The organism is Kitasatospora sp. NPDC093806, from assembly GCF_040683335.1.
Taxonomy (GTDB): domain Bacteria; phylum Actinomycetota; class Actinomycetes; order Streptomycetales; family Streptomycetaceae; genus Kitasatospora.
The window spans coordinates 58,953-83,898 of record NZ_JBFBDO010000026.1; the positions used below are offsets into that span (position 1 = coordinate 58,953).

The 24,946-nt window shown below is 73.1% G+C and carries 24 protein-coding genes, 1 tRNA gene and 1 pseudogene; 22 read left to right on the plus strand and 4 right to left on the minus strand.

Annotated features, from left to right (window positions below; all coding sequences use genetic code 11):
• The first annotated feature begins 8 nt into the window (after positions 1 to 8).
• The 3 genes from AB0N76_RS15945 (at position 9) to AB0N76_RS15955 (ending at position 3,077) form a co-directional block, all read left to right on the plus strand.
• Positions 9 to 692: a rhomboid family intramembrane serine protease gene (locus AB0N76_RS15945; protein ID WP_363557386.1), complete on the plus strand. Its 684-nt coding sequence runs from the start codon at positions 9 to 11 to the stop codon at positions 690 to 692.
• 86 nt (positions 693 to 778) lie between these two features.
• The gene (locus AB0N76_RS15950) at positions 779 to 1,942 is read left to right on the plus strand and encodes a hypothetical protein (RefSeq protein WP_363557388.1); all 1,164 of its coding nucleotides are present in this window, start codon (positions 779 to 781) and stop codon (positions 1,940 to 1,942) included.
• 124 nt (positions 1,943 to 2,066) lie between these two features.
• On the plus strand, positions 2,067 to 3,077 hold the full coding sequence (locus AB0N76_RS15955; protein WP_363557390.1) for a hypothetical protein: 1,011 nt from the start codon (positions 2,067 to 2,069) through the stop codon (positions 3,075 to 3,077).
• A gap of 9 nt (positions 3,078 to 3,086) precedes the next feature.
• Here AB0N76_RS15955 and AB0N76_RS15960 read toward each other — a convergent pair whose 3' ends face one another.
• Positions 3,087 to 4,670, minus strand: a complete 1,584-nt coding sequence (locus tag AB0N76_RS15960) for a helicase HerA-like domain-containing protein (protein ID WP_363557392.1) — start codon at positions 4,668 to 4,670, stop codon at positions 3,087 to 3,089.
• Positions 4,671 to 4,830: 160 nt separating this feature from the next.
• Between AB0N76_RS15960 and AB0N76_RS15965 the strand changes: the two genes are divergently transcribed.
• Complete coding sequence (locus AB0N76_RS15965; RefSeq protein WP_030061387.1) at positions 4,831 to 5,127, plus strand: type II toxin-antitoxin system VapB family antitoxin; 297 nt, start codon at positions 4,831 to 4,833, stop codon at positions 5,125 to 5,127.
• 238 nt (positions 5,128 to 5,365) lie between these two features.
• Entirely contained in the window at positions 5,366 to 6,019 is a 654-nt protein-coding gene (locus AB0N76_RS15970; RefSeq protein ID WP_363557430.1) for a LytR C-terminal domain-containing protein, read from the plus strand.
• Between the two features lie 118 nt (positions 6,020 to 6,137).
• Here AB0N76_RS15970 and upp read toward each other — a convergent pair whose 3' ends face one another.
• The gene (gene upp, locus AB0N76_RS15975) at positions 6,138 to 6,773 is read right to left on the minus strand and encodes a uracil phosphoribosyltransferase (RefSeq protein ID WP_350541577.1); all 636 of its coding nucleotides are present in this window, start codon (positions 6,771 to 6,773) and stop codon (positions 6,138 to 6,140) included.
• Between the two features lie 173 nt (positions 6,774 to 6,946).
• On the opposite strand from upp, the gene AB0N76_RS15980 reads away from it, so the two are divergent.
• From AB0N76_RS15980 to AB0N76_RS16015, 8 genes are all read left to right on the plus strand, one after another.
• Positions 6,947 to 7,183 carry a hypothetical protein gene (locus AB0N76_RS15980; protein WP_363557394.1) on the plus strand — a complete coding sequence of 79 codons (237 nt, stop codon included), beginning with the start codon at positions 6,947 to 6,949 and terminating at the stop codon, positions 7,181 to 7,183.
• Between the two features lie 241 nt (positions 7,184 to 7,424).
• Entirely contained in the window at positions 7,425 to 7,973 is a 549-nt protein-coding gene (locus AB0N76_RS15985) for a hypothetical protein (protein ID WP_363557396.1), read from the plus strand.
• A 57-nt stretch (positions 7,974 to 8,030) separates the two neighbouring features.
• Complete coding sequence (gene tadA, locus AB0N76_RS15990; protein ID WP_363557398.1) at positions 8,031 to 8,540, plus strand: tRNA adenosine(34) deaminase TadA; 510 nt, start codon at positions 8,031 to 8,033, stop codon at positions 8,538 to 8,540.
• 78 nt (positions 8,541 to 8,618) lie between these two features.
• Positions 8,619 to 8,708, plus strand: a tRNA-Ser gene (locus tag AB0N76_RS15995).
• 456 nt (positions 8,709 to 9,164) lie between these two features.
• On the plus strand, positions 9,165 to 9,329 hold the full coding sequence (locus AB0N76_RS16000; protein WP_363557400.1) for a hypothetical protein: 165 nt from the start codon (positions 9,165 to 9,167) through the stop codon (positions 9,327 to 9,329).
• 62 nt (positions 9,330 to 9,391) lie between these two features.
• On the plus strand, positions 9,392 to 9,685 hold the full coding sequence (locus AB0N76_RS16005; RefSeq protein WP_363557402.1) for a Dabb family protein: 294 nt from the start codon (positions 9,392 to 9,394) through the stop codon (positions 9,683 to 9,685).
• Between the two features lie 296 nt (positions 9,686 to 9,981).
• Entirely contained in the window at positions 9,982 to 10,851 is an 870-nt protein-coding gene (locus tag AB0N76_RS16010) for an RNA polymerase sigma factor SigF (protein WP_363557404.1), read from the plus strand.
• 175 nt (positions 10,852 to 11,026) lie between these two features.
• Complete coding sequence (locus AB0N76_RS16015) at positions 11,027 to 11,938, plus strand: RNA polymerase sigma factor SigF (protein ID WP_363557406.1); 912 nt, start codon at positions 11,027 to 11,029, stop codon at positions 11,936 to 11,938.
• 41 nt (positions 11,939 to 11,979) lie between these two features.
• Here the strand turns inward: AB0N76_RS16015 and AB0N76_RS16020 are convergent, their stop codons facing one another.
• On the minus strand, positions 11,980 to 12,816 hold the full coding sequence (locus tag AB0N76_RS16020) for a tyrosine-protein phosphatase (protein WP_363557408.1): 837 nt from the start codon (positions 12,814 to 12,816) through the stop codon (positions 11,980 to 11,982).
• Positions 12,817 to 13,229: 413 nt separating this feature from the next.
• Between AB0N76_RS16020 and AB0N76_RS16025 the strand changes: the two genes are divergently transcribed.
• The 8 genes and pseudogenes from AB0N76_RS16025 to AB0N76_RS16060 all read left to right on the plus strand — a co-directional run bounded on the left by AB0N76_RS16025 (position 13,230) and on the right by AB0N76_RS16060 (position 23,528).
• Positions 13,230 to 15,605 (plus strand): hypothetical protein, encoded by a 2,376-nt coding sequence (locus AB0N76_RS16025; protein ID WP_363557410.1) that lies wholly within the window; start codon positions 13,230 to 13,232, stop codon positions 15,603 to 15,605.
• A 107-nt stretch (positions 15,606 to 15,712) separates the two neighbouring features.
• Positions 15,713 to 17,221, plus strand: a complete 1,509-nt coding sequence (gene pelF, locus AB0N76_RS16030) for a GT4 family glycosyltransferase PelF (RefSeq protein ID WP_363557412.1) — start codon at positions 15,713 to 15,715, stop codon at positions 17,219 to 17,221.
• Positions 17,218 to 18,732: a hypothetical protein gene (locus AB0N76_RS16035; protein WP_363557414.1), complete on the plus strand. Its 1,515-nt coding sequence runs from the start codon at positions 17,218 to 17,220 to the stop codon at positions 18,730 to 18,732. Before pelF ends, AB0N76_RS16035 begins: the two co-directional genes overlap by 4 nt.
• Positions 18,733 to 18,817: 85 nt before the next feature.
• Positions 18,818 to 19,810, plus strand: coding sequence for an SDR family NAD(P)-dependent oxidoreductase (locus AB0N76_RS16040; protein ID WP_363557416.1), 993 nt, complete (start codon positions 18,818 to 18,820; stop codon positions 19,808 to 19,810).
• Positions 19,811 to 19,886: 76 nt separating this feature from the next.
• Positions 19,887 to 20,588 (plus strand): annotated as a pseudogene (locus tag AB0N76_RS16045) (sugar phosphate nucleotidyltransferase); the annotation flags it as partial.
• 200 nt (positions 20,589 to 20,788) lie between these two features.
• Complete coding sequence (locus tag AB0N76_RS16050; RefSeq protein WP_363557418.1) at positions 20,789 to 21,709, plus strand: NAD(P)-dependent oxidoreductase; 921 nt, start codon at positions 20,789 to 20,791, stop codon at positions 21,707 to 21,709.
• Positions 21,706 to 22,389 (plus strand): spherulation-specific family 4 protein, encoded by a 684-nt coding sequence (locus AB0N76_RS16055; protein WP_363557420.1) that lies wholly within the window; start codon positions 21,706 to 21,708, stop codon positions 22,387 to 22,389. The genes AB0N76_RS16050 and AB0N76_RS16055 overlap by 4 nt, the downstream gene beginning before the upstream one ends.
• Positions 22,390 to 22,439: 50 nt before the next feature.
• Entirely contained in the window at positions 22,440 to 23,528 is a 1,089-nt protein-coding gene (locus AB0N76_RS16060) for an endo alpha-1,4 polygalactosaminidase (protein WP_363557422.1), read from the plus strand.
• Positions 23,529 to 23,574: 46 nt separating this feature from the next.
• Here AB0N76_RS16060 and AB0N76_RS16065 read toward each other — a convergent pair whose 3' ends face one another.
• A complete protein-coding gene (locus tag AB0N76_RS16065; RefSeq protein WP_363557424.1) occupies positions 23,575 to 23,772 on the minus strand; it encodes a hypothetical protein in 198 nt (65 codons plus the stop codon).
• Between the two features lie 127 nt (positions 23,773 to 23,899).
• On the opposite strand from AB0N76_RS16065, the gene AB0N76_RS16070 reads away from it, so the two are divergent.
• Complete coding sequence (locus AB0N76_RS16070) at positions 23,900 to 24,865, plus strand: aldo/keto reductase (RefSeq protein ID WP_363557426.1); 966 nt, start codon at positions 23,900 to 23,902, stop codon at positions 24,863 to 24,865.
• Positions 24,866 to 24,946 lie beyond the last annotated feature (81 nt).

Genomic DNA, 24,946 nt, shown 5'->3' on the forward strand with positions numbered 1-24,946 from the left:
TCGGGGGCATGGCCCCGCGATTCGCCCGACTGCTGCGTGACTCCCGCGTCGCCCTGCTCACGATGCTCGGCGCCCTGGCCGTCATCTGGGCGGTCCAGGTGGCGAACTGGCTCGACGACTACCGGCTCTCCTACGAGTACGGGATGAGCTCGGGCCGGGTCGACGAGCTGCCGGACATGCTCACCATGCCGCTGCTGCACTTCGGTTGGGACCACATCCAGGCCAACTCCTGGCCGCTGTTCGCGTTCGGCTTCCTGGCCGCGTACCGGGGCATGAAGCGGTTCCTGCTGGCGACGGTGCTGATCGTGGTCGCCAGCGGTCTGACGGTCTGGTTCTTCGAGCGGCCGGACGCCGTCACGGCGGGCGCCAGCGGCGTGGTCTACGGCTACTTCGGCTACGTGGTGCTGCGCGGGATCTTCGACCGCAACCTGCTGGACGCGGCGATCGGCGTGGTGGTCGCCGTGCTCTACTCCTACCTCCTGCTGGGGGTGCTGCCGACCGCGCAGGGCGTCAGCTGGCTGGGCCACCTCGGCGGGCTGATCGGCGGACTGGCCGGCGCCTGGCTGCTGCGCGACCGCGCCCCGAAGGCCGCGGCCGCCGCGCCCGCCGCGCCGGCCGCCCCCGGGAACGGCAGCACCGCCCCCAGCCCGGGCGCCGCCCTGCTCAAGGAGCTCGACGACCTGGGCATCTGAGCCCGGACGGCCCGGTTGGTATAGACCATCCCCGCCGCTGCGGTTAGCGTGAGTGGGCACCCCGCCCCCTGCTCCGGAGCCGCACCGTGGAGTCGTCCGTCCTCGCCTTCGCCACCGACCTCATCGACGAGGGCGCCGACACCTTCTTCGGCAACCTCACCGACCGCGCCGGGGTCGGCGGCGTCACCCTCGCCTCCGTCTACCACGAGGCCCGCGACGTCTTCCCGCACAACCCGCACCGGGTGATCCGCTACCTGGAGCCGGGCGCCGCCTACTTCCGCCCCGACCCGGCCCGCTGGTCCGGTCGGCGGCTACGGCCCGTGCCGTCCACCGCGATCGGCGACCGCGACCCCTTCGCCGAGGCCGCCGAGGAGGCCCGCCGGCGTGGCCTGAAGCTGCACGCGTGGACGGTTTTCTGCCACAACGACCGCCTGGGCTTCGAGCACCCGGACTGCGCGCCCGCCAACGCCTTCGGCGACCGGCACCTCACCGAGCTGTGCCCGGCCCACCCGGAGGTCCGCGCGTACGCCCGCTCCCTGGTCGGCGAGCTGGCCCGGTACGGCGTGGACGCGATCCGGGCCGAGTCGCTGCACTTCCACGGCCTGCGCCACGGTTACCACCACGAGCGCTACTTCGAGGAGCTGGGCCCGGCCGCGGAGGCGCTGCTCGGGCTCTGCTTCTGCGCGCACTGCCGGGCCGCCGCCGTCCGCGCGGGAGTCCCGGCCGACGAGGTGGCCGCGGCGGTCCGCGCCGAGCTGCGCCGCCGGCTGGCCGACGACGCGGCGGCCGCCGAGCCGGCCGCGCTGGACGAGCTGGCCGGCGGCGCGCTCGCCGCCTACGTGGACGCCTCCGCCGTGACGGTGACCTCGCTGGCGGCCGAGCTCGCCGAGGAGGCGGCCGGGCACGGCATGCGGCTGACCTTCATGGACGGCGGCGGCCCGGGCACCGGCTGGCTGTCCGGGATCGACCTGCCGGGGCTGGCCAAGGCGGCGCACCAGATCGAGACGCTCGGGTACGCGCGCACCCCGGAGGCGGTCCGGGAGAAGATCGCCGCCTTCGCCCTGCACGGGGTGCGGCCGCAGGAGATGGCGGTGATCCTGCGCCCGATGGCCTCGGACTGCGACAGTCCGGCCAACCTCGCGGCCAAGATCGGGGTCCTGCGCGAGCTGGGCGTGCCGGAGGTCGAGTTCTACAACTACGGGCTGATGCGGCTCTCCTCGCTGGACCGGATCGGCGCCGCGCTGTCCTGAAGCTGCCAGGCGGCTCGATGGCCGGAATCGATCGCTCACCCGAGCGAATGATCCTGGCCATGCCAATATGTGGCCCCTAAGCTCCCCCTCAGTCGTGATCATCCCGACGAGGGGGAGCAACCCAATGTCCGCACCGCAGTTCAGCCGCCGCCGTCTGCTCGCCGGAGCCGCCGGCACCGCCGGAGCCGCCGCCCTGGCCACCGCCGCCGGCAGCACCGAGGCCGCCGCGGCCACCGCAGCGGCACCCACCCCGGCACCCGGCCCGTACGCCCTCAAGCTGCCGCACCAGATCGAGGCCGAGGCCCTGATCGACAACCTGCGCCTGCGCCCCTGGGACCAGAACGCCAACCGGTACAAGACCGCCGGCGAGTTCGAGGACGTCTACACCACCGTCCGCTGGGGCACCGCCGGCCACCCGGAGGAGTACTACAACCTCTCCCAGTGCTCGTCGTTCCTCACCCTGGCGCTCCAGCGCGCCTACGGCACCCAGCCCACCGTGCCCGCCGGCACCCCGCTGCCGTGGGGGAGCTACAGCTACGGCTGGGCGACCCGGGACTACTTCCAGCAGTACTTCATCAAGGACCCGGCCAACCCCAACCCCTACCCGACCGCCGAGAAGTACCAGCAGGCCTTCCTCGACACGGCCGCGCTCCCGCACTTCACCCGCGTCACCAAGCCGGTGTACCTGCGCCCCGGTGACCTGGTGGCCCTGGACTACTACCCGAAGGAGGACAACACCAAGCCGTACACCGGGCACATCGTCATGATCCGGCAGCGCAAGGGCACCTGGTCGGACCCGGTCGTGGACGCCGTCTTCGACCGCCCGGTGGTCCCGTACGTCTTCGAGATCATCGACTGCACCAGCGACCCGCACGGCAACCCGGACCTCGGCGGCACCGCCACCGACCTCTTCCGCGCCTTCCCGGACACCCGGATCGAGGAGATCCCCACCACCGCCGGCACCTCGGCCTGGAAGGAGCACGACGGGGCCGGATACGGCCACATGATCTTCTACGCGGACGCCGAGACCAAGCTGTTCGCGGGCTACCGCTGGAGCGTCAACGCCCCGAAGGCCCGCAAGGTCGCCGACCGCCCGATCACGGCCGGCCGGGTCTGGCTCAGCGACAGCATCTGAGCCCGGACCTCACCTCCGCCGCCGGGACGTGCCGAACAGGCTCCGGGAGATCTCCCGCCCGAGCTGCGTCCCGGCGGACCGGGCGAAGGACTTGAGCGCCGGGTTGCTCAGCAGCGCCCCGAGCAGCCCGCCGCTCTCCTTCTCCGGGGCATCCCGGGCCTCCCGGGCGTCCCGGGGCGTCGGCTCCGGCGCGGCCGGCTCCTCCGCGGGAACCGGCACCGGCTGCGCCTGCGGCCGGGCGGCCCGCGCCGCCAGCTTCTCGTAGGCCGACTCCCGGTCGACCGCGTCCCGGTACCGCCCGGCCAGCGCCGACCCGTCCACCGCCGCCCGCAGCGCGGCCGGCTCGACCGGCCCCATCAGCGACCGCGGCGCCCGCAGCCTGGTCGCCGCGACCGGCGTCGGCGCGCCCTTCTCGGACAGCACCGTGACCACCGCCTCGCCCGTCCCGAGCGAGGTCAGCACCTCCCCCAGGTCGTACGCGGGCGACTTCGGGAAGGTCGAGACGGTGGCCTTGAGCGCCTTGGCGTCGTCCGGGGTGAACGCCCGCAGCGCGTGCTGCACCCGGTTGCCGAGCTGCGCCAGGACGTCCGCCGGCACGTCCTTCGGCGTCTGGGTGACGAAGAAGATGCCCACCCCCTTGGACCGGATCAGCCGCACGGTCTGGGTGATCGCCTCCAGGAAGGCCTTGGACGCGCCCTTGAACAGCAGGTGCGCCTCGTCGAAGAAGAAGACCAGCTTGGGCCGGTCGAGGTCGCCGACCTCGGGCAGCTCCTGGTAGAGGTCGGCGAGCAGCCACATCAGGAAGGTGGAGAAGAGCCGCGGCCGGTCCTGCACCGCGGGCAGCTCCAGCACCGAGACGACGCCCCGCCCGTCCTCGGCGCGCCGCAGCAGCTCGGCGGTGTCGAACTCCGGCTCGCCGAAGAACGCCCCGGCCCCCTCGTTCTCCAGCAGGGTGAGCGAACGCAGGATCACCCCGGCGGTGGCGGCGGAGAGCCCGCCGATGCCCTTCAGCTCCTCCTTGCCCTCGGGCGAGGTGAGGAAGGTGATGACCGCCGTGAGGTCCTTGAGGTCGTACAGCTCCAGGCCGCTGCGGTCGGCGTAGTGGAAGACCAGGCCGAGCGAGGACTCCTGGGTCTCGTTCAGGTCCAGCACCTTGGCCAGCAGCAGCGGGCCGAAGCTGGTGACGGTCGCCCGCAGCGGGATGCCGGTGCCCAGGCCGCCGAGCGCGTAGAACTCGGCGGGGCAGCCCTCGGCCCGCCAGTCCTGGCCGACCTCGGCGGCCCGGGCGGCGGTCCGCTCGCTCGGCGCGCCGGGCGCGGCCACCCCGGAGACGTCGCCCTTGATGTCGGCGAGGAAGACCGGCACGCCCTGGGCGGACAGCTGTTCGGCGATCAGCTGGAGGGTCTTGGTCTTGCCGGTGCCGGTGGCGCCCGCCACCAGCCCGTGCCGGTTCAGCACCCCGAGCGGCACCCGCACCGGCGCGTCGGGGTACGCGGTGCCGTCGAGCAGCACCGCGCCGAGGTCGAGCGCGGGCCCGGTGAAGGCGTAGCCGTCGGCGATCTCCCGCACCACGGACGGAACGGCAGCGGACATCGGACACCCTCCTGGGCCGGACGAACGGGAAGCACCTGCGGGAACCTTTCCCGACATTTCCCATGAAACAGCCGCAATCCCCCGCCCGCAGCTCGCACCCGCGTGCGTGGCGGCGTCGCGGCTGCTGCGCCATCCGCCGCCCAAACGGTAGGCTTTCCGTGTGATCTTCAAGCGCATCGGCAATGGGCGGCCGTACCCGGATCACGGCCGTACCAGCACCCGCCAGTGGGCGGACGTCGCCCCGCGCCCGGTGCGACTCGACCAGCTGGTGACCACCAAGGGCCAACTGGATCTGGAAACCCTCCTCGCGGAGGACTCGACCTTCTACGGGGACCTCTTCGCGCACGTCGTGAAGTGGCACGGGGACCTGTACCTGGAGGACGGACTGCACCGCGCGGTCCGCGCCGCGCTGCAGCAGCGCCAGGTGCTGCACGCCCGTGTCCTCGAAATGGAGTGACGGGCCGCTTCCGCGTACCCCCAGCCGCCTTCCGGTGACCTGCCGGAAGGCGGTCCGTTCGTACCCGGGTACCCCCTTTCGGGTACCGGCGTACTCCGGATGATGATCGTTTAGTACCTTCGCCGCTGTACGGCACTAATCTGCTGACTACGGCCGCGGCCCCGTTTCTCCGACACCGCGCCCGGCCCGACCGTCACCCGATCCCCGCCCCGGCACGAGGGGGAGACAAACCGTGAGCATGTTGACTCCCCAAGGTCTCAAGGGGAAGCAGTACCGGATCACCGGCAACTCCTACCCGCGGCTGGGCCGCCCGCCGAAGCGCAGCCGCAAGGTGTTCACCGCGCTCGGCATCCTGCTGGCGCTGGCGCTGATCGGCCTCGGCGGGGTGCAGCTCTGGGACATCTTCAGCGGCAAGAACAAGCACGCCGCGGCCCAGGCCTGCGCCGACCCGTCCGGCAAGCCGCTGGCCGCGCCCACCCCGGAGCCGACCCCCAGCGCGGCGGGCGACCCGAAGGCCATCCCGCAGCCGACCGCCTTCAAGGTGAACGTCCTCAACGCCACCACCAAGGCCGGGCTGGCCGGGCGGACGGCCGAGGAGTTCACCAAGCGCGGCTTCACCGTCGACAAGAAGGGCAACGCCCCGGCCGAGCTGGACAAGAAGGTGCCGGGCACCGCCGTGGTGATCGCCGGTCCGGCCGGCGCCGGCGCCGCGACCCTGATCAGCTCGCAGATCGCCGGGGCCACCGTCAGCACGGACGCCCGCACCGACAACAGCGTGGACGTGGTGGTCGGCGACAGCTACAACACCCTGCTGGACGAGACCCAGGCCGCCGCAGCGCTGGCCCTGGCCACCAAGCCCACCCCGGCCCCGTCCACCACCGGCAGCTGCTGACCCGCCGTCCCCGGCACCTGTCCCCGGGCATGACGAGAGCCCCCCGGCGCGCTGCCGGGGGGCTCTCGTCATGCCCGGGAACCGCCCAGGGGCCGTCCGGGGACCGTCCGGGGACGGCTCAGCCGGCCGTGCCGTACAGCCGGTCGCCGGCGTCGCCGAGGCCCGGGACGATGTAGCCGTTCTCGTTCAGCCGCTCGTCGACGGCGGCGGTGACCACGGTGACCGGCAGACCGGCCAGCTCGCGCTCCATCACCGCGACGCCCTCGGGCGCGGCCAGCAGCACCACGGCGGTGACGTCGGTGGCGCCGCGCTCGATCAGCATCCGGATCGCCGCGACCAGGGTGCCGCCGGTGGCCAGCATCGGGTCGAGCACGTACACCTGGCGGCCGGAGAGGTCGTCCGGCATCCGGGTGGCGTAGGTGGAGGCCTCCAGGGTCTCCTCGTTGCGCACCATGCCGAGGAAGCCGACCTCGGCGGTCGGCAGCAGCCGGGTCATGCCGTCCAGCATGCCGAGGCCGGCCCGCAGGATCGGCACCACCAGCGGGCGCGGGTAGGACAGCCGGGTGCCGGTGGTCACGGCCACCGGGGTGGTGATCTCCACCTCGTCGGTGCGGACGTCCCGGGTGGCCTCGTACGCGAGGAGGGTCACCAGCTCGTCGGTCAGGCGACGGAAGGTCGGCGAGTCGGTGCGCTCGTCGCGCAGGGTGGAGAGCTTGTGGGCGACCAGGGGGTGGTCGACGACGTGGATCCGCATGCATCGAGGTTAGCCCGGGTCCGGACGCCCGTACGACACGCCGTGCCAGCCCCGGGCGCGCCGGGCCCGCCCGGCCGGTCACGCTGCCGTGACGCGCCGTGACGCACCGAGAATGTCCGGACGGAACCGCCTCCTGTGGTATCAACCGGGCCGTTCTGGGAAAGTCACGTCGTATGACGAGCAACCCGACCCCCGGGGACGGCTCGGCGAACGGGGCCCCGGTCCCGTCGGGCGGCCCGTCGGGCCCGCCCCCGGACCGCCCGGAGACCGAGGCGGAGCGCCGCAAGCGGCGCGCCGTCTTCCTGCGCGAGCTCACCGAGGCCCGCGAACTGCGCGAGCGGGTCCAGCCGCGCCGGACCAAGGAGCGCCGGATGCGCGAAGCGATGCGGATGCGAACCTTCCGGATCTGACACGCCCTCCACCGCTTCTCCACAGTCCCGCTGCGGACCGCCCGCCGTTCACCGTCCGGCGGCCAACCCTTCCGACACGACCTGCAAAGACGCGCTGCAGAACACCCCCCGCGAAGCCGGGCTTTCTGTCACGATTCCGATGGGGCGGTCCGAACAGCGGGCCGCTCCGGCGCGGGGGCGGCCGGTTCCGCGTTGCCCGAGCGCGCCGACAGCCGAGACCGAGATCTTGGGAGTGTCCCTGGTGGCGTACTTCGCTGCAGTGCTTGCTCGCTCCGAGGACGGTTGGGACGTGAGCGAGACGGAGCTCGACGACGTCGAGACCCTCGCCGACCTGGCCGACCTGGCCCGTGCGGCGGCCCAGGACGACGACAGCGTCCTGGTCTTCATCGAACAGGAGGACGCCTGGTTCGCCATCGTCCGGGTGGACGGCGAGGAGGACCCCCGGATCTTCGTCTCGGACGGCGCCGCCGCCGCCCGCAGCTCCTACGGCTCCGTCCTCACCGACGAGCTGGTCGACCAGGCCGGCGAGAGCGAGTTCGGCGACCTCGACGACCTGGTCGCCGAGCTGGAGGAGGACGAGGAGAACGCGCAGCAGGAGGACGACGAGGACGCCGACGGCCGCGCCGGGGTCCCGGTCGGCCCGCTCGGCGACGCCCACCTGCTGAGCGAGTTCGGCCTCCCCGCCGACGAGCTGCTCGCCCTCAGCGGGGAGGGCGCGGTGCCCGGCGACGCCCTCGACGAGATCGCCGAGGCGCTCGGCTGCGGCGAGGTCCTGGAGGCGGTCCGGTAACGGGCCGTGTCCATCGCCCGGACGGCCGGACCCCCGCCATGCCCGACACTGGATGCCATGCAGTCCGCCCGCCCGATCCCGCCGCTGCCCGCCCCCGTCCGCCCCGACCCGGTCCGTGACCGCTGGGCGGCGCCGATGCGCCTCGCCATCGCCGAGGCCGCCCTGGCGCCGGCCACCGGGGACGTCCCGGTCGGGGCGCTCGTCCTCGGCCCGGACGGCGAGGTCCTCGGCCGCGGCCACAACGAGCGCGAGGCCGTCGGCGACCCGACCGGGCACGCCGAGGTGGTCGCCATCCGCGAGGCCGCCGGCAAGCTCGGGGAGTGGCGGCTGTCCGGCTGCACCCTGGTCGTCACCCTGGAGCCCTGCACCATGTGCGCGGGCGCGATCGTGCTCTCCCGGATCGACCGGGTGGTCTACGGCGCCCTCGACGAGAAGGCCGGCGCGGCCGGCTCGCTCTTCGACGTGATGCGCGACCGCCGGCTCAACCACCGGCCCGAGGTGATCCCGGGCGTCCTCGCCGACGAGTGCGGCGAGCAGCTGCGCGCCTTCTTCGACACCCACCGCTGAACCCCGCGATCCCGCCGGGGAGAGCCCGCCGGGATACGGATTTCGTTCCCGGGGCACCCGTCCGGTAGAGTTCCCCTCGGTAGCGTGTCCGAGCGGCCAAAGGAGCACGCCTCGAAAGCGTGTGTGGGGGCAACTCCACCGTGGGTTCGAATCCCACCGCTACCGCCAGAAAGCCCGAGGGCCCGTCCGGAGATCCGGACGGGCCCTCGGCGTTTCCGCGCACCCTCATACGCGGAAAGGGCTCCGCACTCGTCGGCCGATGACCACCAACGCCTGTCGAGTACGGAGCCTGGAAGGGGGGAGCGGCTCGGGGGGACTGACCGCTCCCCCGAGCGGAGTCCCACAACCGGGGCCGCGTCGGGGGGAAGCACGGCACCGGTCCCACAGCGGGGAGCTCCGGATCCACGTACCGGGGATTCCTGCCAGATCCTCGGTACGTCCTCCATCCTGCCGTCCGACTCCGGCCCGGGCACCCGGAGAAAGGCCCCCGTCGCGGGGACCTTCGTCCCGCCGGGCGAACGCGTCGCACACTTGATAGGCCGTCCGGGTGGATAAGCTGCCCCCGGCAGAGGGCCGATCGGGGATCGAACGGCGGCGGCCCACAGCAGGGAGGAAGGTCACCGGATGGCGCAGGCGAAGAAGATCGGAATGGTCCTCCTGCTCATCTTCGTGCTCTACACGATCATCACCTCGCCGGCCCGCGCGGCGGAGCTGGTCCAGTTGGGCTTCGAAGGCATCTCCAACGCCGCCAAGGCGATCGGCACCTTCATGACCGGGCTGGTGAAGTAGCGCCGGCCCCACCGGCTACGGTGGGGCCGTCCATCGACCCCCCGTCCGCTAGGAGCGGCATCGTGATCCGGCACCTGGTCCTGTTCAAGCTCAACGAAGGCGTCAGCAAGGACGACGCGCGCGCGCTCGCCGGCGCCAAGGCCTTCGCGGAGCTCGGTCCGCTGATCCCCGAGCTCCGCGAGTGGGAGTGCGGCTGGAACACCACCGACCGCGACATCGCCTACGACTACGCGATCAACAGCCTGGTCGAGGACCGCGAGGCCCTCCAGGCGTACCTCACCCACCCGGACCACCAGGCCGCGGCCGGTCAGTGGCGCGAGTTCGCCACCTGGGTGATCGCCGACATCGAGGTCTGAGCCCGGCGGCCCGCCCCGGGACGCCCCGGCTCCGGCCGGCGCGTCCCCCGGACGGCCCGCGGCGCCCCGCCCGGAACCCGGGCGGGGCGCCTTGCTCTGTCCCGGAACGATCCCCCGGCCGCCCCGCCACGGCCCCGCTCCGGGCCGGGCCGGGCACCAACACACCTCGGTGCGGTACTTGCCCGACGTGCGCCCGCCTTGTGATGCTATGACCGGTTTTGCCGGACATGGCTAGGTGGTGAACGAGACGCACCCGGTCCGCAGGTCCCACCGTCGGCGAAGTTGGGAGGGGTGACGTGTCCGTGCGGACACCAGGCAGCGCACCGGACGACGAGGTGCTGGCCGCCGTGATCAGCCCGGCCGGCGAACTCCGCCCGGACGGCCTGCGCGGCCCCGGCGGACGCCCCGCCGTCGACGTCCGGACCCTCACCCGGGTGCTCTTCGAACGCCTCGCCGAACTGCCCCCCGACGCCCCCGAGCGGGAGCGGGTCCGGGCCGCCCTGATCGAGGTCAACATCCCGCTGGTCCGGTACGCCGCCACCCGCTTCCGCAGCCGCAGCGAGCCGATGGAGGACGTCGTCCAGGTCGGCACGATCGGCCTGATCAACGCCATCGACCGGTTCGACCCCGGCCGCGGCGTGCAGTTCCCGACCTACGCGCTGCCGACCATCCTCGGCGAGATCAAGCGCTACTTCCGGGACAACGTCCGCACCATGCACGTCCCGCGTCGGCTCCAGGAGCTCTGGGTCCAGGTCAGCGGCGCGATGGAGGAGCTGACGGTGACCCACGGCCGGGTCCCCAAGGTGCCGGAGATCGCCGCCAGCCTGCGCATCCCGGAGGAGGACGTCCGGGCCTGCCTGGACGCCGGCCGGGCGTACAACGCGGCCTCGCTGGAGGCCGCCCAGGAGCACGAGGGCGGGCTGGCGCTGCTCGACCGGCTCGGCTACGAGGACTCGGCGCTGGCCGAGGTGGAGCACCGGGACATGGTCCGCCACCTGCTGGTGCAGCTGCCCGAGCGCGAGCGCCGGATCGTCATGCTGCGGTTCTTCGCCAACCTGACCCAGTCCCAGATCAGCACCGAGCTGGGGATGTCCCAGATGCACGTCTCCCGGCTGCTCTCCCGGATCCTGACCAGGCTGCGGACCGGGAACTCCTGGGAGGAGTGACCGGCCGGACCGCGGCGCGGCCGGATCGCTGCGCGTTACCACCGCGTGACATCTCGCGACGTTCGGGTTTGCCGGGGTTCACGGGCCGGTATGGAGGGGAAGGGGGCCCGCCGGGGGCGCGGGAACGTTCCGTCGACGGCCCCCGTTGAACCGTCAGTCACGAGGGGGTGGGCGCATGTCCGGAGAGCTGGGCACTGCGGAGATCCACGCTGCGGAGCTCGCGGCGGCACAGATCCCGCTCCAGCGGGTCGAGCCGGCGCCTGGCGCCGCGCCGGACGCCGCGCCGCCGCCGCCCGCCGCCGGGCCGGGTGCCGGACCTGCTGCCGCACTGGACACCCGGACGCTCTCCCGCTCGCTGTTCCTGCGGCTGTCCGCCCTCGAACCGGGCAGCGCGGAGCACACCTACGTCCGCGACACCCTGATCGAGCTGAACCTGCCGCTGGTCCGCTACGCCTCGGCCCGGTTCCGCAGCCGCAACGAGCCGATGGAGGACATCGTCCAGGTCGGCACGATCGGCCTGATCAAGGCGATCGACCGGTTCGACCCGGAGCGCGGGGTCGAGTTCCCGACCTTCGCGATGCCGACCGTGGTCGGCGAGATCAAGCGCTTCTTCCGGGACACCAGCTGGTCGGTCCGGGTGCCCCGGCGGCTCCAGGAGCTGCGGCTGGCGCTCACCAAGGCGGGGGACGAGCTCTCCCAGCGCCTCGACCGCTCCCCCACCGTCGCCGAGTTGGCCGGCTGCCTCGGCGTCAGCGAGGAGGACGTGGTCGAGGGCCTGGCGGTCGGCAACGCGTACACCGCCAGCTCGCTGGACTCCAGCCCGGGCGAGGAGGACGGCGACGGGCCGCTGGCCGAGCGGCTCGGCTACGAGGACCTCGCGCTGGAGGGCGTGGAGTACCGGGAGTCGCTCAAGCCGCTGCTGGCCAAGCTGCCGCCGCGCGAGCGCCGGATCATCATGCTGCGGTTCTTCGGCAACCTGACCCAGTCGCAGATCGGCGAGGAGATCGGCATCTCCCAGATGCACGTCTCCCGGCTGCTCACCAAGACCCTCACCCAGCTGCGCGAGGGCCTGATCAGCGAGGGCTGACGCCCGCTCGGCCCGCCCGTCCGTCCGCCCGCCCGTCCGGCCTACGGCTCCAGCAGCCGGTCCCGCAGGCCGTCCAGCACCGCGTCGTCCAGCCCGAGGCCGTCCGTCCAGAACGCCCCGAAGTCCGGCCAGCCGGCCTCGACCTCCGCGAACGCCGCCGCCAGGTAGTGGCGCTCGGCCCGGAAGACCGGCAGCAGCAGTTCGGGTTCGCTCATCAGGCCGCGGGTGCCGATGCTTTCCAAGATCGTTTCCACCACGGCGGCCGAGCGCTCATTGGTGAGCAGATAGTCGGTGTACACGGTTTCCCGGTCCACCCCGAGCGCGGTGAGCAGCACCGCCGCGGTCCAGCCGGTGCGGTCCTTTCCGGCGGAACAGTGGAACAGCAGCGGGGCGCCGTCCGGGTCGGCCAGCAGGCGCAGGACGGCGGCGAACCGTTCGCGGGCGATCTTGTCGGTGACGAACCAGCGGTACAGGCCGGTCATCATCGCCTCCGCCCGGCCGTCGCCGAGCAGGGCGCGCTGCTTCCCCGGGTCGCGGTCGGCGAGCGCCTCGCGCAGCGCCGTGGAGATGTCGAAGTCGGCGGCGAACACCGGCAGGTGATGCAGCGTCGCGCCGTCCACCGCGAGGTCGGCGCCGGCCTCGCGCACCTCGTCCCGGCTGCGCAGATCCACGATCCGGCGCAGGCCGAGCCCGGTCAGCCGGTCGAGGTCGGCACCGGTGAGCCGGTTGAGGCCGTCGCTGCGCAGGGCGACGCCGGACCTGAGCACCCGGCCGCCGGCCGTCCGGTACCCGCCGAGATCGCGGGCGTTGACGGCGCCGAGCAGACCCAGGCTGCGGGCGGCCGGAATAGCGGCGGTCTCGGTCTGCTGCTCGGTCACGCGGCGGCCTCCATTGTTATTCGGACGGTGACGTGACACGACCCTGCGCGATATTGCATGAACCTGCCCACCGAAACGACAGGTTGTGCAACAGTGTCACGGGCAACGCCGCCAGTGTAGGGTCCCGACCAGCCATCCGATCGCACGGTGGGTGAGCAGCGGTAACGCTCAGGCTCCGAGTTTTAATTTTCATTTCATTATTTGCGCGGCCGGTGCGGTTTCCGCCACAATCAGCGCCCTCATGGACTGACCATGAACGTTGGTAACAGATTCGCTGCACTCCTGCCCATTTGGTCCCATCTGGAACGGAGTCTCCACCAGGATGGACGCCGGGCAGCCTGCTGCCCGCGAACAGCGACAGGGCAGGTGAGCGCCGAGCAGCGGAGCGCCCTGCCCAGGGGAGGAAAGACGACATGGGTCGAGCGACCCGAAGAGTTGCCGCCTGCGCGGCAGCCGTTCTGCTGGCCGGTGGCCTGCAGTCATCCCTCGCACAGGCTGCCGGCACGACGCCCCGGATCGACCTCACGGTCCTGGTGATCAGTGACGGCGGCCCGGCGACGGCCGCGATCGCCGCGGAGCTGAAGAGCCAGGGGACGCCCTACAAGCTCGTCGACCTGAACGACGCCAATCGTCCGGTGATCGACGCCGCCTTCCTCAGCGACACGCTGAACGGCCAGCCGCGCGGCAAGTACCAGGGCATCGTGCTGCCCAACGACAACCCGTTCGCGGCCGGCTCCGCCGAGATGACCGCGATCGCCGCCTACGAGGCCGCGTTCAACGTCCGCCAGGTCGACGCGTACACCTACGCCCGTCCCGAGGTCGGTCTGAACTGGGCGGTCAACCCCGGTTACATGGGCACCCTGGACGGCTTCCAGGGCCAGGTCTCCACGGCCGGCCTGGCCGGTCCGTTCGGCTACCTCAAGGGCGCCGTCCCGTTCGAGGACAACGACCCGAACGTCTCGGAGAGCTACGGCTACCTGGCCACGCCGCTGGCCACCCTGCCCGCCGGTTCGAGCTTCACCCCGCTGGTCGAGGTGCCGATCCCGGGCAGCACCGCGAAGGGCTCGCTGGTCGGCGAGTACGAGCACGCCGGCCGCAAGGAGCTGGTCGTCACCTTCGTCTACAACCAGTACCAGCAGCAGTACCGCCTGCTGGCGCGCGGCATAGTCGACTGGATAACCCAGGGCGTCCACCTCGGCTACGACCGCAACTACTTCGCGGCCCACGTCGACGACGTCTTCCTGGCCGACGACCGCTGGGACACGGTGCTCAAGTGCACCCCCGGCGACGTCACCTGCCCGCCCGGCACCCCCGAGACGGCCAACCCGATCCGGATGTCGGTCGCCGACGCGCAGTACGCCAAGCAGTGGCAGGCCGCCAACAACTTCACCATGGACATGGTGTTCAACGGCGGCGGCAGCGAGGACTGGAAGGCCGACCACCAGGTCACCACCGACCCGGTGGTGGACCAGATGGTCACCGACCAGAACAGCTACCGGTGGATCAACCACACCTACACCCACCCGTACCTGGGCTGCCTCCAGGACGTCTCGGTGGTCCCGTGGAAGTGCACCAAGGACGCCTCCGGCAACACCGTCTGGGTCGACCAGGCCACCATCACCTCCCAGATCAAGAACAACCTCGACTGGGCCACCGCCCGGGGCCTGCGCCTCGACAAGAGCGAGCTGGTGACCGGTGAGCACTCCGGCCTGCTGACCGCGCCGCAGGAGACCAGCGACAACCCGTACCTGGCCCCCTCGCTGGCCGCCAACGGGGTCAAGTGGACCGCCAGCGACGCCTCCCGCGAGCCCGCCCAGCGGGCCGTCGGCTCGTCCACGCTGACCGTGCCGCGCTACCCGATGAACGTCTTCTACAACGCCGGCACGGCGAAGGAGGAGGCCGACGAGTACAACTGGATCTACACCAGCAAGGCCAACGGCGGCAGCGGCGTCTGCGAGAACAACGCCAACTCCACCTGCCTGCCGGCCCCGCTGGACGTCAACACCGGCTACCAGTCGTACATCGTGCCGCTGGAGGCCCGGATCGACCTCGGCCACGTGCTGAACAACGACCCGCGGCCGCACTTCATCCACCAGTCGAACCTGGCGGAGGACCGGATCGTCTACCCGGTGCTGGAGAAGATCCTCTCCACCTACCGGTCGCTGCACGCCGACAGCACCCCGATCGTGAACCTGGCGCAGAAGGACCTCGGCGTCGAGTTCCAGCGCCGCGCGGCCTGGAACGCGGCCCTCGCCTCCGGCCACGTCACCGCCTACCGCACCGGCGACACCGTCATGGTGAGCGCCCCGGCCGGCGTCCAGGTCCAGGCCACCATGCCGACCGGCACGGTCCAGCAGCTGGCCATCGGCACCACCGGGTTCGGCACCGCCTACGCCGGCTCGCTCTCCGGCTGGGTCAAGCCCGGCCAGCTGCAGAGCGGCGTCCAGCTGAAGCTGCCCGCCGCGGCCGCCCCGGCCGCCCCGGCCGCGGTCAGCCCGGGCGTCGCCGCCAAGTCGGTCACCGCCCCGGCCCCGGCGGACACCAAGGTCGTCCCGCAGGGCACCGCGGACGCCGTCCCGGCCGGCCCGGGTGACACCGACCGCACCGACGCGCCGACCCTCGTCCCCGGCAGTGGGGCCCCGGTGGCGGGCAAGAACGCCGCCCCTGGTACCACTGCTGGTGCGGCGACCGGCACCGCCGGCAAGGCCACCACCCCGCAGAAGGGCAAGGCCTCCGGGGGGAAGGCCGACCCCGCCCGCAAGACCGCCGGCAAGACCGGTACCCGCTAGACAGGTGACCCGGTGGCGGGCCGGGCCTTCCCGGCCCGCCACCGGAACCACCCGACCCGGCCGACACCGCCGGGGGCTTTGACGCAAGAACAGGAGGGGGGACAGAGATGCGCGTCACCCTGCTCACCGAGGGGACGTACCCGCACCAGCACGGCGGCGTGAGCGTCTGGTGCGACCAGCTCGTCCAGGGCATGCCGGACGTCGACTTCGACATCATCGCCGTCACCGGCACCGGCCACGAACCACTGGCCTGGGAGCTGCCCGCCAACGTGCGGTCGGTCACCACGGCACCGCTGTGGGGTCCGGCCGTCGAGGCCCGGGCGCCGCGCGGCAAGGAGCTGCGCCGCTTCCTCAACGCCTACGAGCGCTTCCTGCACTCCATCCTGGACCCGGTCTACACCACCCACTTCGGCACCGAGCTGTACGGCTTCGCCGACCTCGCCCGGCGCGGGCTGCTCAGCCCGGCGCTGCGCAGCGAGCGCGCCCTGCGCACCCTCCAGCACGTGTGGACCCGCGAGTACCTCTCCACCGCCGTCTCCCGGCCCACCCTGCACGACGCGCTGAACGCCACCGACCTGCTGGAGCACGCCCTGCGGCCGCTCGCGGTCGAGCCGCCGCGCGACGGCGTCGCGCACGCCGCCAGCGGCGGGCTGGCCACGCTGCCCGGCCTGATCGCCTCACAGCAGTTCGGCGTACCGTTTCTGCTCACCGAGCACGGCATCTACCTGCGCGAGCGCTACCTCGGCTACCGCACCGGCCCCTACCGCTGGCCGGTCAAGGCGCTGCTGCTCGGCTTCTACCGGATGCTCGCCGAGGAGAGCTACCGGCGGGCCGCGCTGGTCACCCCCGGCAACCGGTACAACCGGCGCTGGGAGGAGCGCGGCGGCACGCCCTCCGCGCACATCCGCACCGTCTACAACGGCGTCGACCCGGCGGCCTTCCCGCCCGCCGGGCCCGAGCCGGAGACCCCCACGCTCAGCTGGGCCGGCCGGGTCGACCCGATCAAGGACCTGGAGACGCTGATCCGCGCCTTCGCGATCGTGCGGCGCGAGATACCCGACGCCCGGCTGCGCCTGTTCGGCGGCACGCCCAAGGGCGGCGAGGCGTACCGCGACGGGTGCATAGCCCTGGCCGCCGAGCTCGGCGTCGCCGACTCGGTGGCCTTCGAGGGCCGCGTCGCGGACATCACCGACGCGTACGCGGCGGGGAACGTGGTGATGCTCTCCTCGATCAGCGAGGGCTTCCCGTTCACCCTGATCGAAGCGATGTCCTGCGGCCGCTCCACCGTCTCCACCGACGTCGGCGGGGTGCGCGAGGCGGTCGGCGACACCGGCCTGGTCGTCCCGCCGCGCGAGCCCGAGCCGATGGCGGCGGCCGCGATCGAGCTGCTGCGCGACCCCGAGCGGCGGGCCCGGCTCGGCGAGCAGGCCCGGCTGCGGGTGATCGAGCAGTTCACCCTCCGCCAGAACATCGACGGCTTCCGCGGCATCTACACCGAGCTGCTGGGCACCGCCCGCTGGCTGCCCGAGGGCGTGGTCGCCGTCACCGACGGCCCGCCGGCCCCCGACTGGGGGCAGGACGCCGGGTTCGCCGAGCGCAGCGAGGTGGGCGCATGAGCGGGCCCCTGCGTCTCGTCCCGGACGAGGCCGACCAGACCGTACAGCTGCGCGTCCTGCCGCTCAAGCGGCGCCGCCCGACCCTGCCCGGGCAGCGTCCGGAGCCGGCCGACGAGCAGCTCGACCTCTCGCCCGACCCGCTGGACGAACTCGCCGAGCGGCTGCGCGACGTCTGCGCCGACGCCGTCCACCCCTACGAAATCGCGGCCTTCCTGGAGTCCGACGGCCTCTCCGACGAGCAGGCGGGGCTGCTGTACGGCCGCCCCGACGCCTTCACCGTCGCCGAGGAGCTGTTCGAACGGGTCGAACGCCGCTACCCCGGCCCGAGCTCCGAGTTCGCCAACCCCTGGCGGGCCGACCCCTGGCGCTGCGTCGTGCGCGGCCTGGTGTTCGCCCTGCCCGGCCTCGGCTACCTGCTCGGCGCCAACCTGTTCGCCGCCGACCGGATGCGCTTCGGGCTGCCCTCGGGCATGCTCGCGCTGTCCGTCGCGACGCTGGTCAGCTGGTCCTGGAACCAGGCGCTGGCGCACCGCTCGTACGCCTGGCTCGGCCGGGGCCGGCGCCGCTCGGCCGGGACCTGCCTGGCGATCGGGGCGCCGCTGGGCGCGCTGGTCGCGGCCACCGCCGGGTACGTGGTCGGCGGGCCGCTGGGCGCGCTCTGCTTCGCCGCCGGGCAGTCCGGCTACCTGGCGGCCGCCACCGTGCTGCTGGTGCTCGGCCGGGAGAAGTTCCTGCTGCTGGCGCTGGCACCGTCGGCGGTCGGCGCGGGCGTCGTGCTCGCCGTCGACGTGCCGCAGCTGGTCCGCACCTCGGTACTGCTGGCCTCGCTCGGCCTCGCGATCGGCCTGGCCGCCCGCGAGCTGCTGCGCTGCCGGCGCGCCGAACCCGAACCGGTCCCGCTGAAGCTGTCGCTCACCAAGGAGGTCCCGCACCTGCTGTTCGGCCTGGCCGTCGGCACCCTGACCCTGATCGCCGGACTCGGCGTCACCGTGCACCACGCGGTGCGCACCGGCAGCGCCGAGGGCGCATCGGCCAGCCCGACGGGGCCGGCCATGATCGCCCTCACGCTGAGCCTCGGCCTCGCCGAGTGGCTGCTCTTCCGCTACCGGGCGATGGCCGTCGCCGCCCTGCGGACCAGCCACACCCCGGGCGAGTTCGTCCGCCGCACCGGCGGCGTGCTGCTCGGCTGCCTGTTCATCTACCTCACCACCGTGGCCGCCCTCGACGCCGCCGCCACCGTGCTCTGGCCCGGCGCCCCTGCGCTGGGCGTCCCGGAGCTCGGCGCGCTGCTGCTGCTCGGCGGCTCGCTCTGGCTGGCGCTGCTGCTGAACGCCTTCGGGCTCAGCTGGAGCACCGCCCTCATCTGTCTGGCCGCCGCGGGTGCCGAGTGCGCCGGGCTGCTGACCGGTGCGGACCCGACCGTCCTGCAGCTGTTCGGCTGCGGGGCCGCGGCCGTGGTCCTCACCGCCATTGCCGGGCCCGTGCTCGGCCGCACCACCAAGCACCGCTGAACCGAGCACCGGCCGGCCACCACACCGTCCACACCCGGCCGGGCCGGAACGGCAAGTCCCCGAAGACACAGAAAGCGAATCACCCATGAGCAGCGTCGCTGTCACCGGAGCCGAGGGCTTCATCGGCTCCCACCTCGTCGAGACCCTGGTGGCCGACGGCCATCAGGTCCGCGCGATGGTCCAGTACAACTCCTTCTCCTCCTTCGGGTGGCTGGAGACCCTCCCCAAGGAGGTCCTGGACTCGGTGGAGATCGTCCTCGGCGACGTCCGTGACCCCGGCTCCGTCAACGGCCTGGTCAAGGGCACCGAGACGGTGTACCACCTGGCCGCGCTGATCGCGATCCCGTACTCCTACCGGGCCCCGCACTCGTACATCGACACCAACGTCACCGGCACCCTGAACGTGCTGGAGGCCGTGCGCCACCAGGACATCCCCCGCCTGGTGCACACCTCGACCAGCGAGACCTACGGCACCGCGCAGACCGTGCCGATCACCGAGGACCACCCGATCAACACCCAGTCCCCGTACGCCGCCTCCAAGGCCGGCGGGGACCGGCTGGCCGACAGCTACCACGCGAGCTTCGAGACCCCGGTCGTCACCCTGCGCCCGTTCAACACCTTCGGCCCGCGCCAGTCGATGCGCGCCGTCATCCCGACCGTGATCGCCCAGCTCGCCGCCGGCGAGACCGAGATCACCCTCGGCGACCTGCGCCCCACCCGCGACTTCACCTTCGTCAAGGACACCGCGCTGGCCTTCCGCACGGTCGGCACCGCCCCCGCCGAGACCGTGGTCGGCCGCACCTTCAACGCCGGCACCGGCGGCGAGATCTCGGTCGGCGACCTGGTCACCCTGGTCGGCAAGCTGATGGGCGTCGACGTCGCGGTCAAGGAGGACGAGCAGCGCATCCGCCCGACCAACTCCGAGGTCATGCGCCTGGTCGCCGACGCCACCCGGCTGCGCACCGCCACCGGTTGGGCCCCGCGGTACTCCCTCGAAGAGGGCCTGGAGCAGACCATCGAGTTCTTCCGCGACCCGGCCAACCTGGCCCGCTACAAGACCGACATCTACAACGTCTGACCCGGCCCCGTCTTCGGCCGTGCCCGGCCCCGAAGGCACCCGTCGCACCGCATCGACTTCCGTGGGGGAAACACCAATGCACGCAGTGATCCTGGCAGGCGGTAAAGGCGTCCGACTGCGCCCGTACACCACCGCGCTCCCCAAGCCGCTCGTCCCGATCGGCGACCAGCACGCGATCCTGGAGATCGTGATGCGCCAGCTCGCGGCCGCGGGCTTCAAGACCGTCACCCTGGCCATCGGCCACCTCGGCCACATCATCCGCGCCTACGTCGGCAACGGCTCCCAGTGGGGCCTGCGGGTCGGCTACGCGGTCGAGGACAGCCCGCTCGGCACCCTCGGCCCGCTGCTCACCATGCAGGACCGGCTGCCGGAGAACTTCCTGGTGATGAACGGCGACGTGCTCACCGACCTGGACTTCGCCGGGGTGCTCAAGCACCACGAGGAAGCCGGGGCTCCGCTGACCATCGCCACCTACGCCCGCCAGGTGAAGATCGACTTCGGGGTGCTCACCACCGAGGCCGGCTCCATCACCGGCTTCCAGGAGAAGCCGAGCATCGACTACCGGGTCTCGATGGGCGTGTACGGCGTCTCGCGCGCCGCGCTCGCCACGTACACCCCCGGCCTGCCGCTCGGCTTCGACGAGCTGGTGCTGGACCTGCTGGCCGCCGGGACCCCGCCGGCCGCCTACGAGTTCGGCGGCTACTGGCTCGACATCGGGCGCCCGGACGACTACGACCGGGCCAACGCCGAGTTCCCGCTGAACCGTTCGCTGCTGCTGCCGGACGACTCCGCCGCCCCCGCCGCCGCGTCCGCCGTCTCGGCCACCTCGGCCGAGGGCCTGTACGCCGTGCCGGACGGCCAGGAGCTGCCCATCCCCGCCGCCCGCACCGCCCCCGACGCGGACACCGCCGCCGACGACGCCGAGGGCCAGCCGGCCGTGGCGCTGCCGGCCGGCGCCGAGAACGACGGACGGGCCGCGTGAGGATCCTGCTGCTCGGCGGCGACGGCTTCCTCGGCCGGCACGCCGCCACCGTCCTGCGCGCCCTGCCCGGCGCCACCGTGCTGACCGCCGGGCGGCGGCCCGACCACGACCTGCGGCTCGACCTGGCCACCGCCCAGGCCGGCCCGCTCGGCGAGGAACTGGCCGCGCTCGCCCCCGACGCGGTGGTCAACTTCGCCGGCGCGGTGGCCGGCAGCGCCGTCAAGCTCGCCGAGGTCAACGCCCGCGGCCCGGCCGTGCTCTGCGAGGCGCTCGAACAGGGCGCCCCGAAGGCCCGGCTGGTGCACATCGGCTCGGCCGGCGAGTACGGCGTCTGCGCCCCCGGCAGCTCGCTCGCCGAGGACGCCGACGCCCGCCCGGTCGGCGTCTACGGCGCCACCAAGCTGGCCGGCTCCCTCGCGGTGGCCAGCTCGCCGCTGGACGCCGTGGTGCTGCGGGTGTTCAACCCGGTCGGCCCAGGCGCCCCGGCCGGCTCGCTGCCCGGCCGGCTCGCCGCCGAACTGCGCCGGGCCGCGCCGGAGGGCGCCGCCGGAGTGGTCCGGGTCGGTGACCTCTCGGCCCACCGCGACTTCGTCGACGCCCGGGACATCGCCCGCGCCGTCGGCCTCGCGGTCACCGCCGAGGGCCCGCTGCCGCGCCTGCTCAACCTCGCCTCCGGGCAGGCCAGGCCGGTCCGGGCGATCGCCGACGGCCTGGTCGCCGCGGCCGGCTTCACCGGCCGGATCGACGAGAGCGGCGCCGGCTCCGAGCGCTCGGCGGCCGTCTCCTGGCAGCAGGCCGACGTGTCGGCCGCCGCCCGGGAGCTCGGCTGGCGGCCGGAGACCGGCCTCGACGAGACGCTGCGCGACCTGTGGCTCTCGACCGCGACCCCGGCCAACGCCGCCCTGGCGACCGCATGACCGGCGCGAGCCACCACGACGGCCGCCTGCTGGTGCCGCTGTACGTCCACCCCGCGGTGGACCCGGCGGCCTGGCAGGCGGTCGCCGCCGCCGACCCGAAGCGGATCGCCGCCGTCGTGCTCAACCTCGCCGACGGCCCGGGCGAGCCCGACCACGTCTTCGCCGAGGCCGCCGAGCGGCTCCGCGCGGCGGGCCTGCCGCTGCTCGGCTACGCCGACACCGACTACGGCCGACGCCCGCACGCCGCCGTGGTGAACGACATCCTGACCTACCGTCAGCGCCACGGGATCACCGGCGTCTACTTCGACCAGGTGCCGGCCCTGCCCGGCGCCCTGCCGCACTACCGGCGGCTCGCCACCGCGGCCCGGGCGGCCGGCTGCGCCACCGTGGTGTTCGGCCACGGCGACCACCCGGACCCCGGCTACGCCGAGGTCGGGCTCGCCGACCTGCTGGTCACCTTCGAGGGTGACTGGACCGCCTACCAGGAGCTGGCCCTGCCGCTGTGGACCGGCCGGCACGCCGCCGCCCGGTTCTGCCACCTGGTCTACGACGTACCCGCCGAACTGGCCCGGGAGGCGTCCGACCTGATCGCCGCCCGCCGGGCCGGGGTCGGCTGCGCGGTGCCGGGCGCCGGGGAGAACCCCTGGAGCACCCTGCCGCACGACCTCGCCGCCGTGTGACCGACCGACCGTACCCGAACCCAACCGACCCCACCCGGAGTTCGAGCACCGTGAACCGTCGTACCCGGCCCCTGCTGGCCGCCCTCGCCCTCACCACCGCCCTGCTGGCGACCTCGTGCAGCAGCTCCGGCGCGGACGACGAGGACGACCCCTCGGCCGACGCGACGGCGGGCGGGACCCCGGCGGCCACCGCCGCCCCGGTCCCGGGCTCGCCGACCGACACGCCCGCCGGCACGACGCCCGGCACGCCCCCCGGCACCCCGTCGTCCCCGGCACCCACGCCGGGCACGCCGACCGCTCCGGGCACCCCCGGCACGCCGGGTACGACGACCGCTCCGGGCACCCCGGGCACCCCCGGGACCCCGGGCACCTCCAGCGCCCCCGGCACGCCGACCAGCCCGGGCGGCGCGACCGGCGGCGCCACCGGCGGCACGACCGGCGCCCGTTGGCAGCCCACCCCCGGCCTCACCTGGCAGTGGCAGCTCGGCGGCGGCGTCGACCAGTCCGTCGACGTCCCGGTCTACGACGTCGACGGCTTCGAGACCGACGCCGCGACGGTCGCCGCCCTGCACGCCAAGGGCCGCAAGGTGATCTGCTACATCAACGCCGGTTCCTGGGAGGACTTCCGCCCCGACTCCGCCGCCTTCGCCCAGGCCCTGCAGGGCTCCGGCAACGGCTGGAAGGGCGAGAAGTGGTTCGACATCCGCAAGATCGACCAGTTGAAGCCACTGATGGCGGCCCGCTTCGACATGTGCAGGCAGAAGGGCTTCGACGCCGTCGAACCCGACACCATCGAGGCCTACAACCAGAAGAGCGGCTTCCCGCTCACCGGCGAGGACCAGCTCCGCTACAACCGGATGCTCGCCGGGCTCGCCCACGAACGCGGCCTGGCGATCGGTCTGAAGAACGACCTGGAGCAGATCCCCGCGCTCCTCAACGACTTCGACTTCGCCGTGAACGAGGAGTGCGCCCAGTTCAACGAGTGCGCCCGCCTCTCCCCCTTCATCCAGGCGGGCAAGGCGGTGTTCCACGTCGAGTACAAGCTCGGCACCGATCGGTTCTGCGCCCAGACCAAGGCCCTGGGCCTCAGCTCGATGCAGAAGAAGCTCGAACTGGACGCCTGGCGGAAGCCCTGCTGAGGCACGGGCCGGAGCGGAGGGGCCGCCAGGCACTCCACCGTGAGGGTTACTTGACCGCCAGCCAGATGACGGCGCCCAGCACCGCGAGGGCGACGACCGCGATCAGCGCGATCTTGCCGGTGCGGTTGCCACCGCTGTTGCCGTAGGTGTTGACGGAGCCCGGCGCCTGAGGTGCCGGGGTCTCCTCGACGAAGGCCCGGAACATCTGGGTGCTGCCGGCGGGGTCGTAGTCGTTGTCAGCCATGGCAGGGACTCTAACGAATCAGCGGACCGCCCCGACACCCGGACTCCGCGCTACGCGCGTGCGACAAGCGTGTGAAGACCGCCCCAATCACGGAATGCCCGCCCGGCCGATCCGGTTGACTCGGACCATGACCGATTCCCGCAGCGACGCCCCCCGTCACGTGCCGCTCGGCACCTCCGGCCTCGCGGTGTTCCCGCTCTCCCTCGGTGGCAACGTCTTCGGCTGGACGGCCGACGAGGCCCAGTCCTTCGCCGTCCTGGACGCCTACGCGGCGGCCGGCGGCAACTTCGTCGACACCGCCGACATGTACTCCTCCTGGGTGCCCGGCAACGGCGGCGGCGAGTCCGAGACGATCATCGGCAACTGGCTCCGCAGCCGCGGCAACCGCGACTCCGTGGTCATCGCCACCAAGGTCGGCCTGCACCCCGAGGCCCGCGGGCTGGGCGAGACCAACATCAAGGCCTCCGTCGAGGGTTCGCTGCGCCGCCTCGGCGTCGACCACATCGACCTCTACTACACCCACCAGGACGACGACACCCCGGTGGAGGAGTTCGTCCCCGCGCTGGACGCGCTGGTGCGCGAGGGCAAGGTGCGCGCCGTCGCCGCCTCCAACATCGGCGCCGAGCGGCTCGCCGAGGCGCTCGCCTTCGCCGACCGCGAGGGCCTGGCCAAGTACGCCGCCGTCCAGCCGCACTACAACCTGGTCTCCCGCGCCACCTTCGAGGGCCCGCTGGCCGACCTGGTCGCCGAGCACGGCCTGGCCACCGTCCCCTACTACGCGCTGGCCTCCGGCTTCCTCACCGGCAAGTACCGCCCGGGCGGCGCCGGGGTGGACAGCGCCCGCGCCGAGGGCGCCAGCCGCTACCTGGCCGACCCGCGCGGGCCCCGGGTACTGGCGGCGCTGGACGCGGTCGCCGCCGAGCAGGGCGTCGACCTCGCCACCGTCGCCCTGGCCTGGCTCACCGCCCGCCCGACGGTCGTCGCCCCGATCGCCAGCGCCCGCACCGTCGAGCAGCTCCCGCCGCTGCTGGCCGCCACCGCGCTGGAGCTCACCCCGGCGCAGACCGCCCTGCTGGACGAGGCCTCCGTCTGAGCACCTCTCCCCCGTGACGCGTCGGGCCGCCGCGGTCCCGCGGGGGGGGGGCCGGGGGCCCGGAGGGGGCCCCGCCGCGGC

Coding starts and splice junctions, on each gene's coding strand:
- AB0N76_RS16015 (WP_363557406.1), top strand. CDS start 11,027: ATGTCCGGAGAGCTGGGCACTGCGGAGATCCACGCTGCGGAGCTCGCG.
- AB0N76_RS16055 (WP_363557420.1), top strand. CDS start 21,706: ATGACCGGCGCGAGCCACCACGACGGCCGCCTGCTGGTGCCGCTGTAC.
- pelF (WP_363557412.1), top strand. CDS start 15,713: ATGCGCGTCACCCTGCTCACCGAGGGGACGTACCCGCACCAGCACGGC.
- AB0N76_RS15970 (WP_363557430.1), top strand. CDS start 5,366: ATGTTGACTCCCCAAGGTCTCAAGGGGAAGCAGTACCGGATCACCGGC.
- AB0N76_RS15960 (WP_363557392.1), bottom strand. CDS start 4,670: ATGTCCGCTGCCGTTCCGTCCGTGGTGCGGGAGATCGCCGACGGCTAC.
- AB0N76_RS16035 (WP_363557414.1), top strand. CDS start 17,218: ATGAGCGGGCCCCTGCGTCTCGTCCCGGACGAGGCCGACCAGACCGTA.
- AB0N76_RS15980 (WP_363557394.1), top strand. CDS start 6,947: ATGACGAGCAACCCGACCCCCGGGGACGGCTCGGCGAACGGGGCCCCG.
- AB0N76_RS16040 (WP_363557416.1), top strand. CDS start 18,818: ATGAGCAGCGTCGCTGTCACCGGAGCCGAGGGCTTCATCGGCTCCCAC.
- upp (WP_350541577.1), bottom strand. CDS start 6,773: ATGCGGATCCACGTCGTCGACCACCCCCTGGTCGCCCACAAGCTCTCC.
- AB0N76_RS15955 (WP_363557390.1), top strand. CDS start 2,067: ATGTCCGCACCGCAGTTCAGCCGCCGCCGTCTGCTCGCCGGAGCCGCC.
- tadA (WP_363557398.1), top strand. CDS start 8,031: ATGCAGTCCGCCCGCCCGATCCCGCCGCTGCCCGCCCCCGTCCGCCCC.
- AB0N76_RS15945 (WP_363557386.1), top strand. CDS start 9: ATGGCCCCGCGATTCGCCCGACTGCTGCGTGACTCCCGCGTCGCCCTG.
- AB0N76_RS16070 (WP_363557426.1), top strand. CDS start 23,900: ATGACCGATTCCCGCAGCGACGCCCCCCGTCACGTGCCGCTCGGCACC.
- AB0N76_RS16025 (WP_363557410.1), top strand. CDS start 13,230: ATGGGTCGAGCGACCCGAAGAGTTGCCGCCTGCGCGGCAGCCGTTCTG.
- AB0N76_RS16000 (WP_363557400.1), top strand. CDS start 9,165: ATGGCGCAGGCGAAGAAGATCGGAATGGTCCTCCTGCTCATCTTCGTG.
- AB0N76_RS16065 (WP_363557424.1), bottom strand. CDS start 23,772: ATGGCTGACAACGACTACGACCCCGCCGGCAGCACCCAGATGTTCCGG.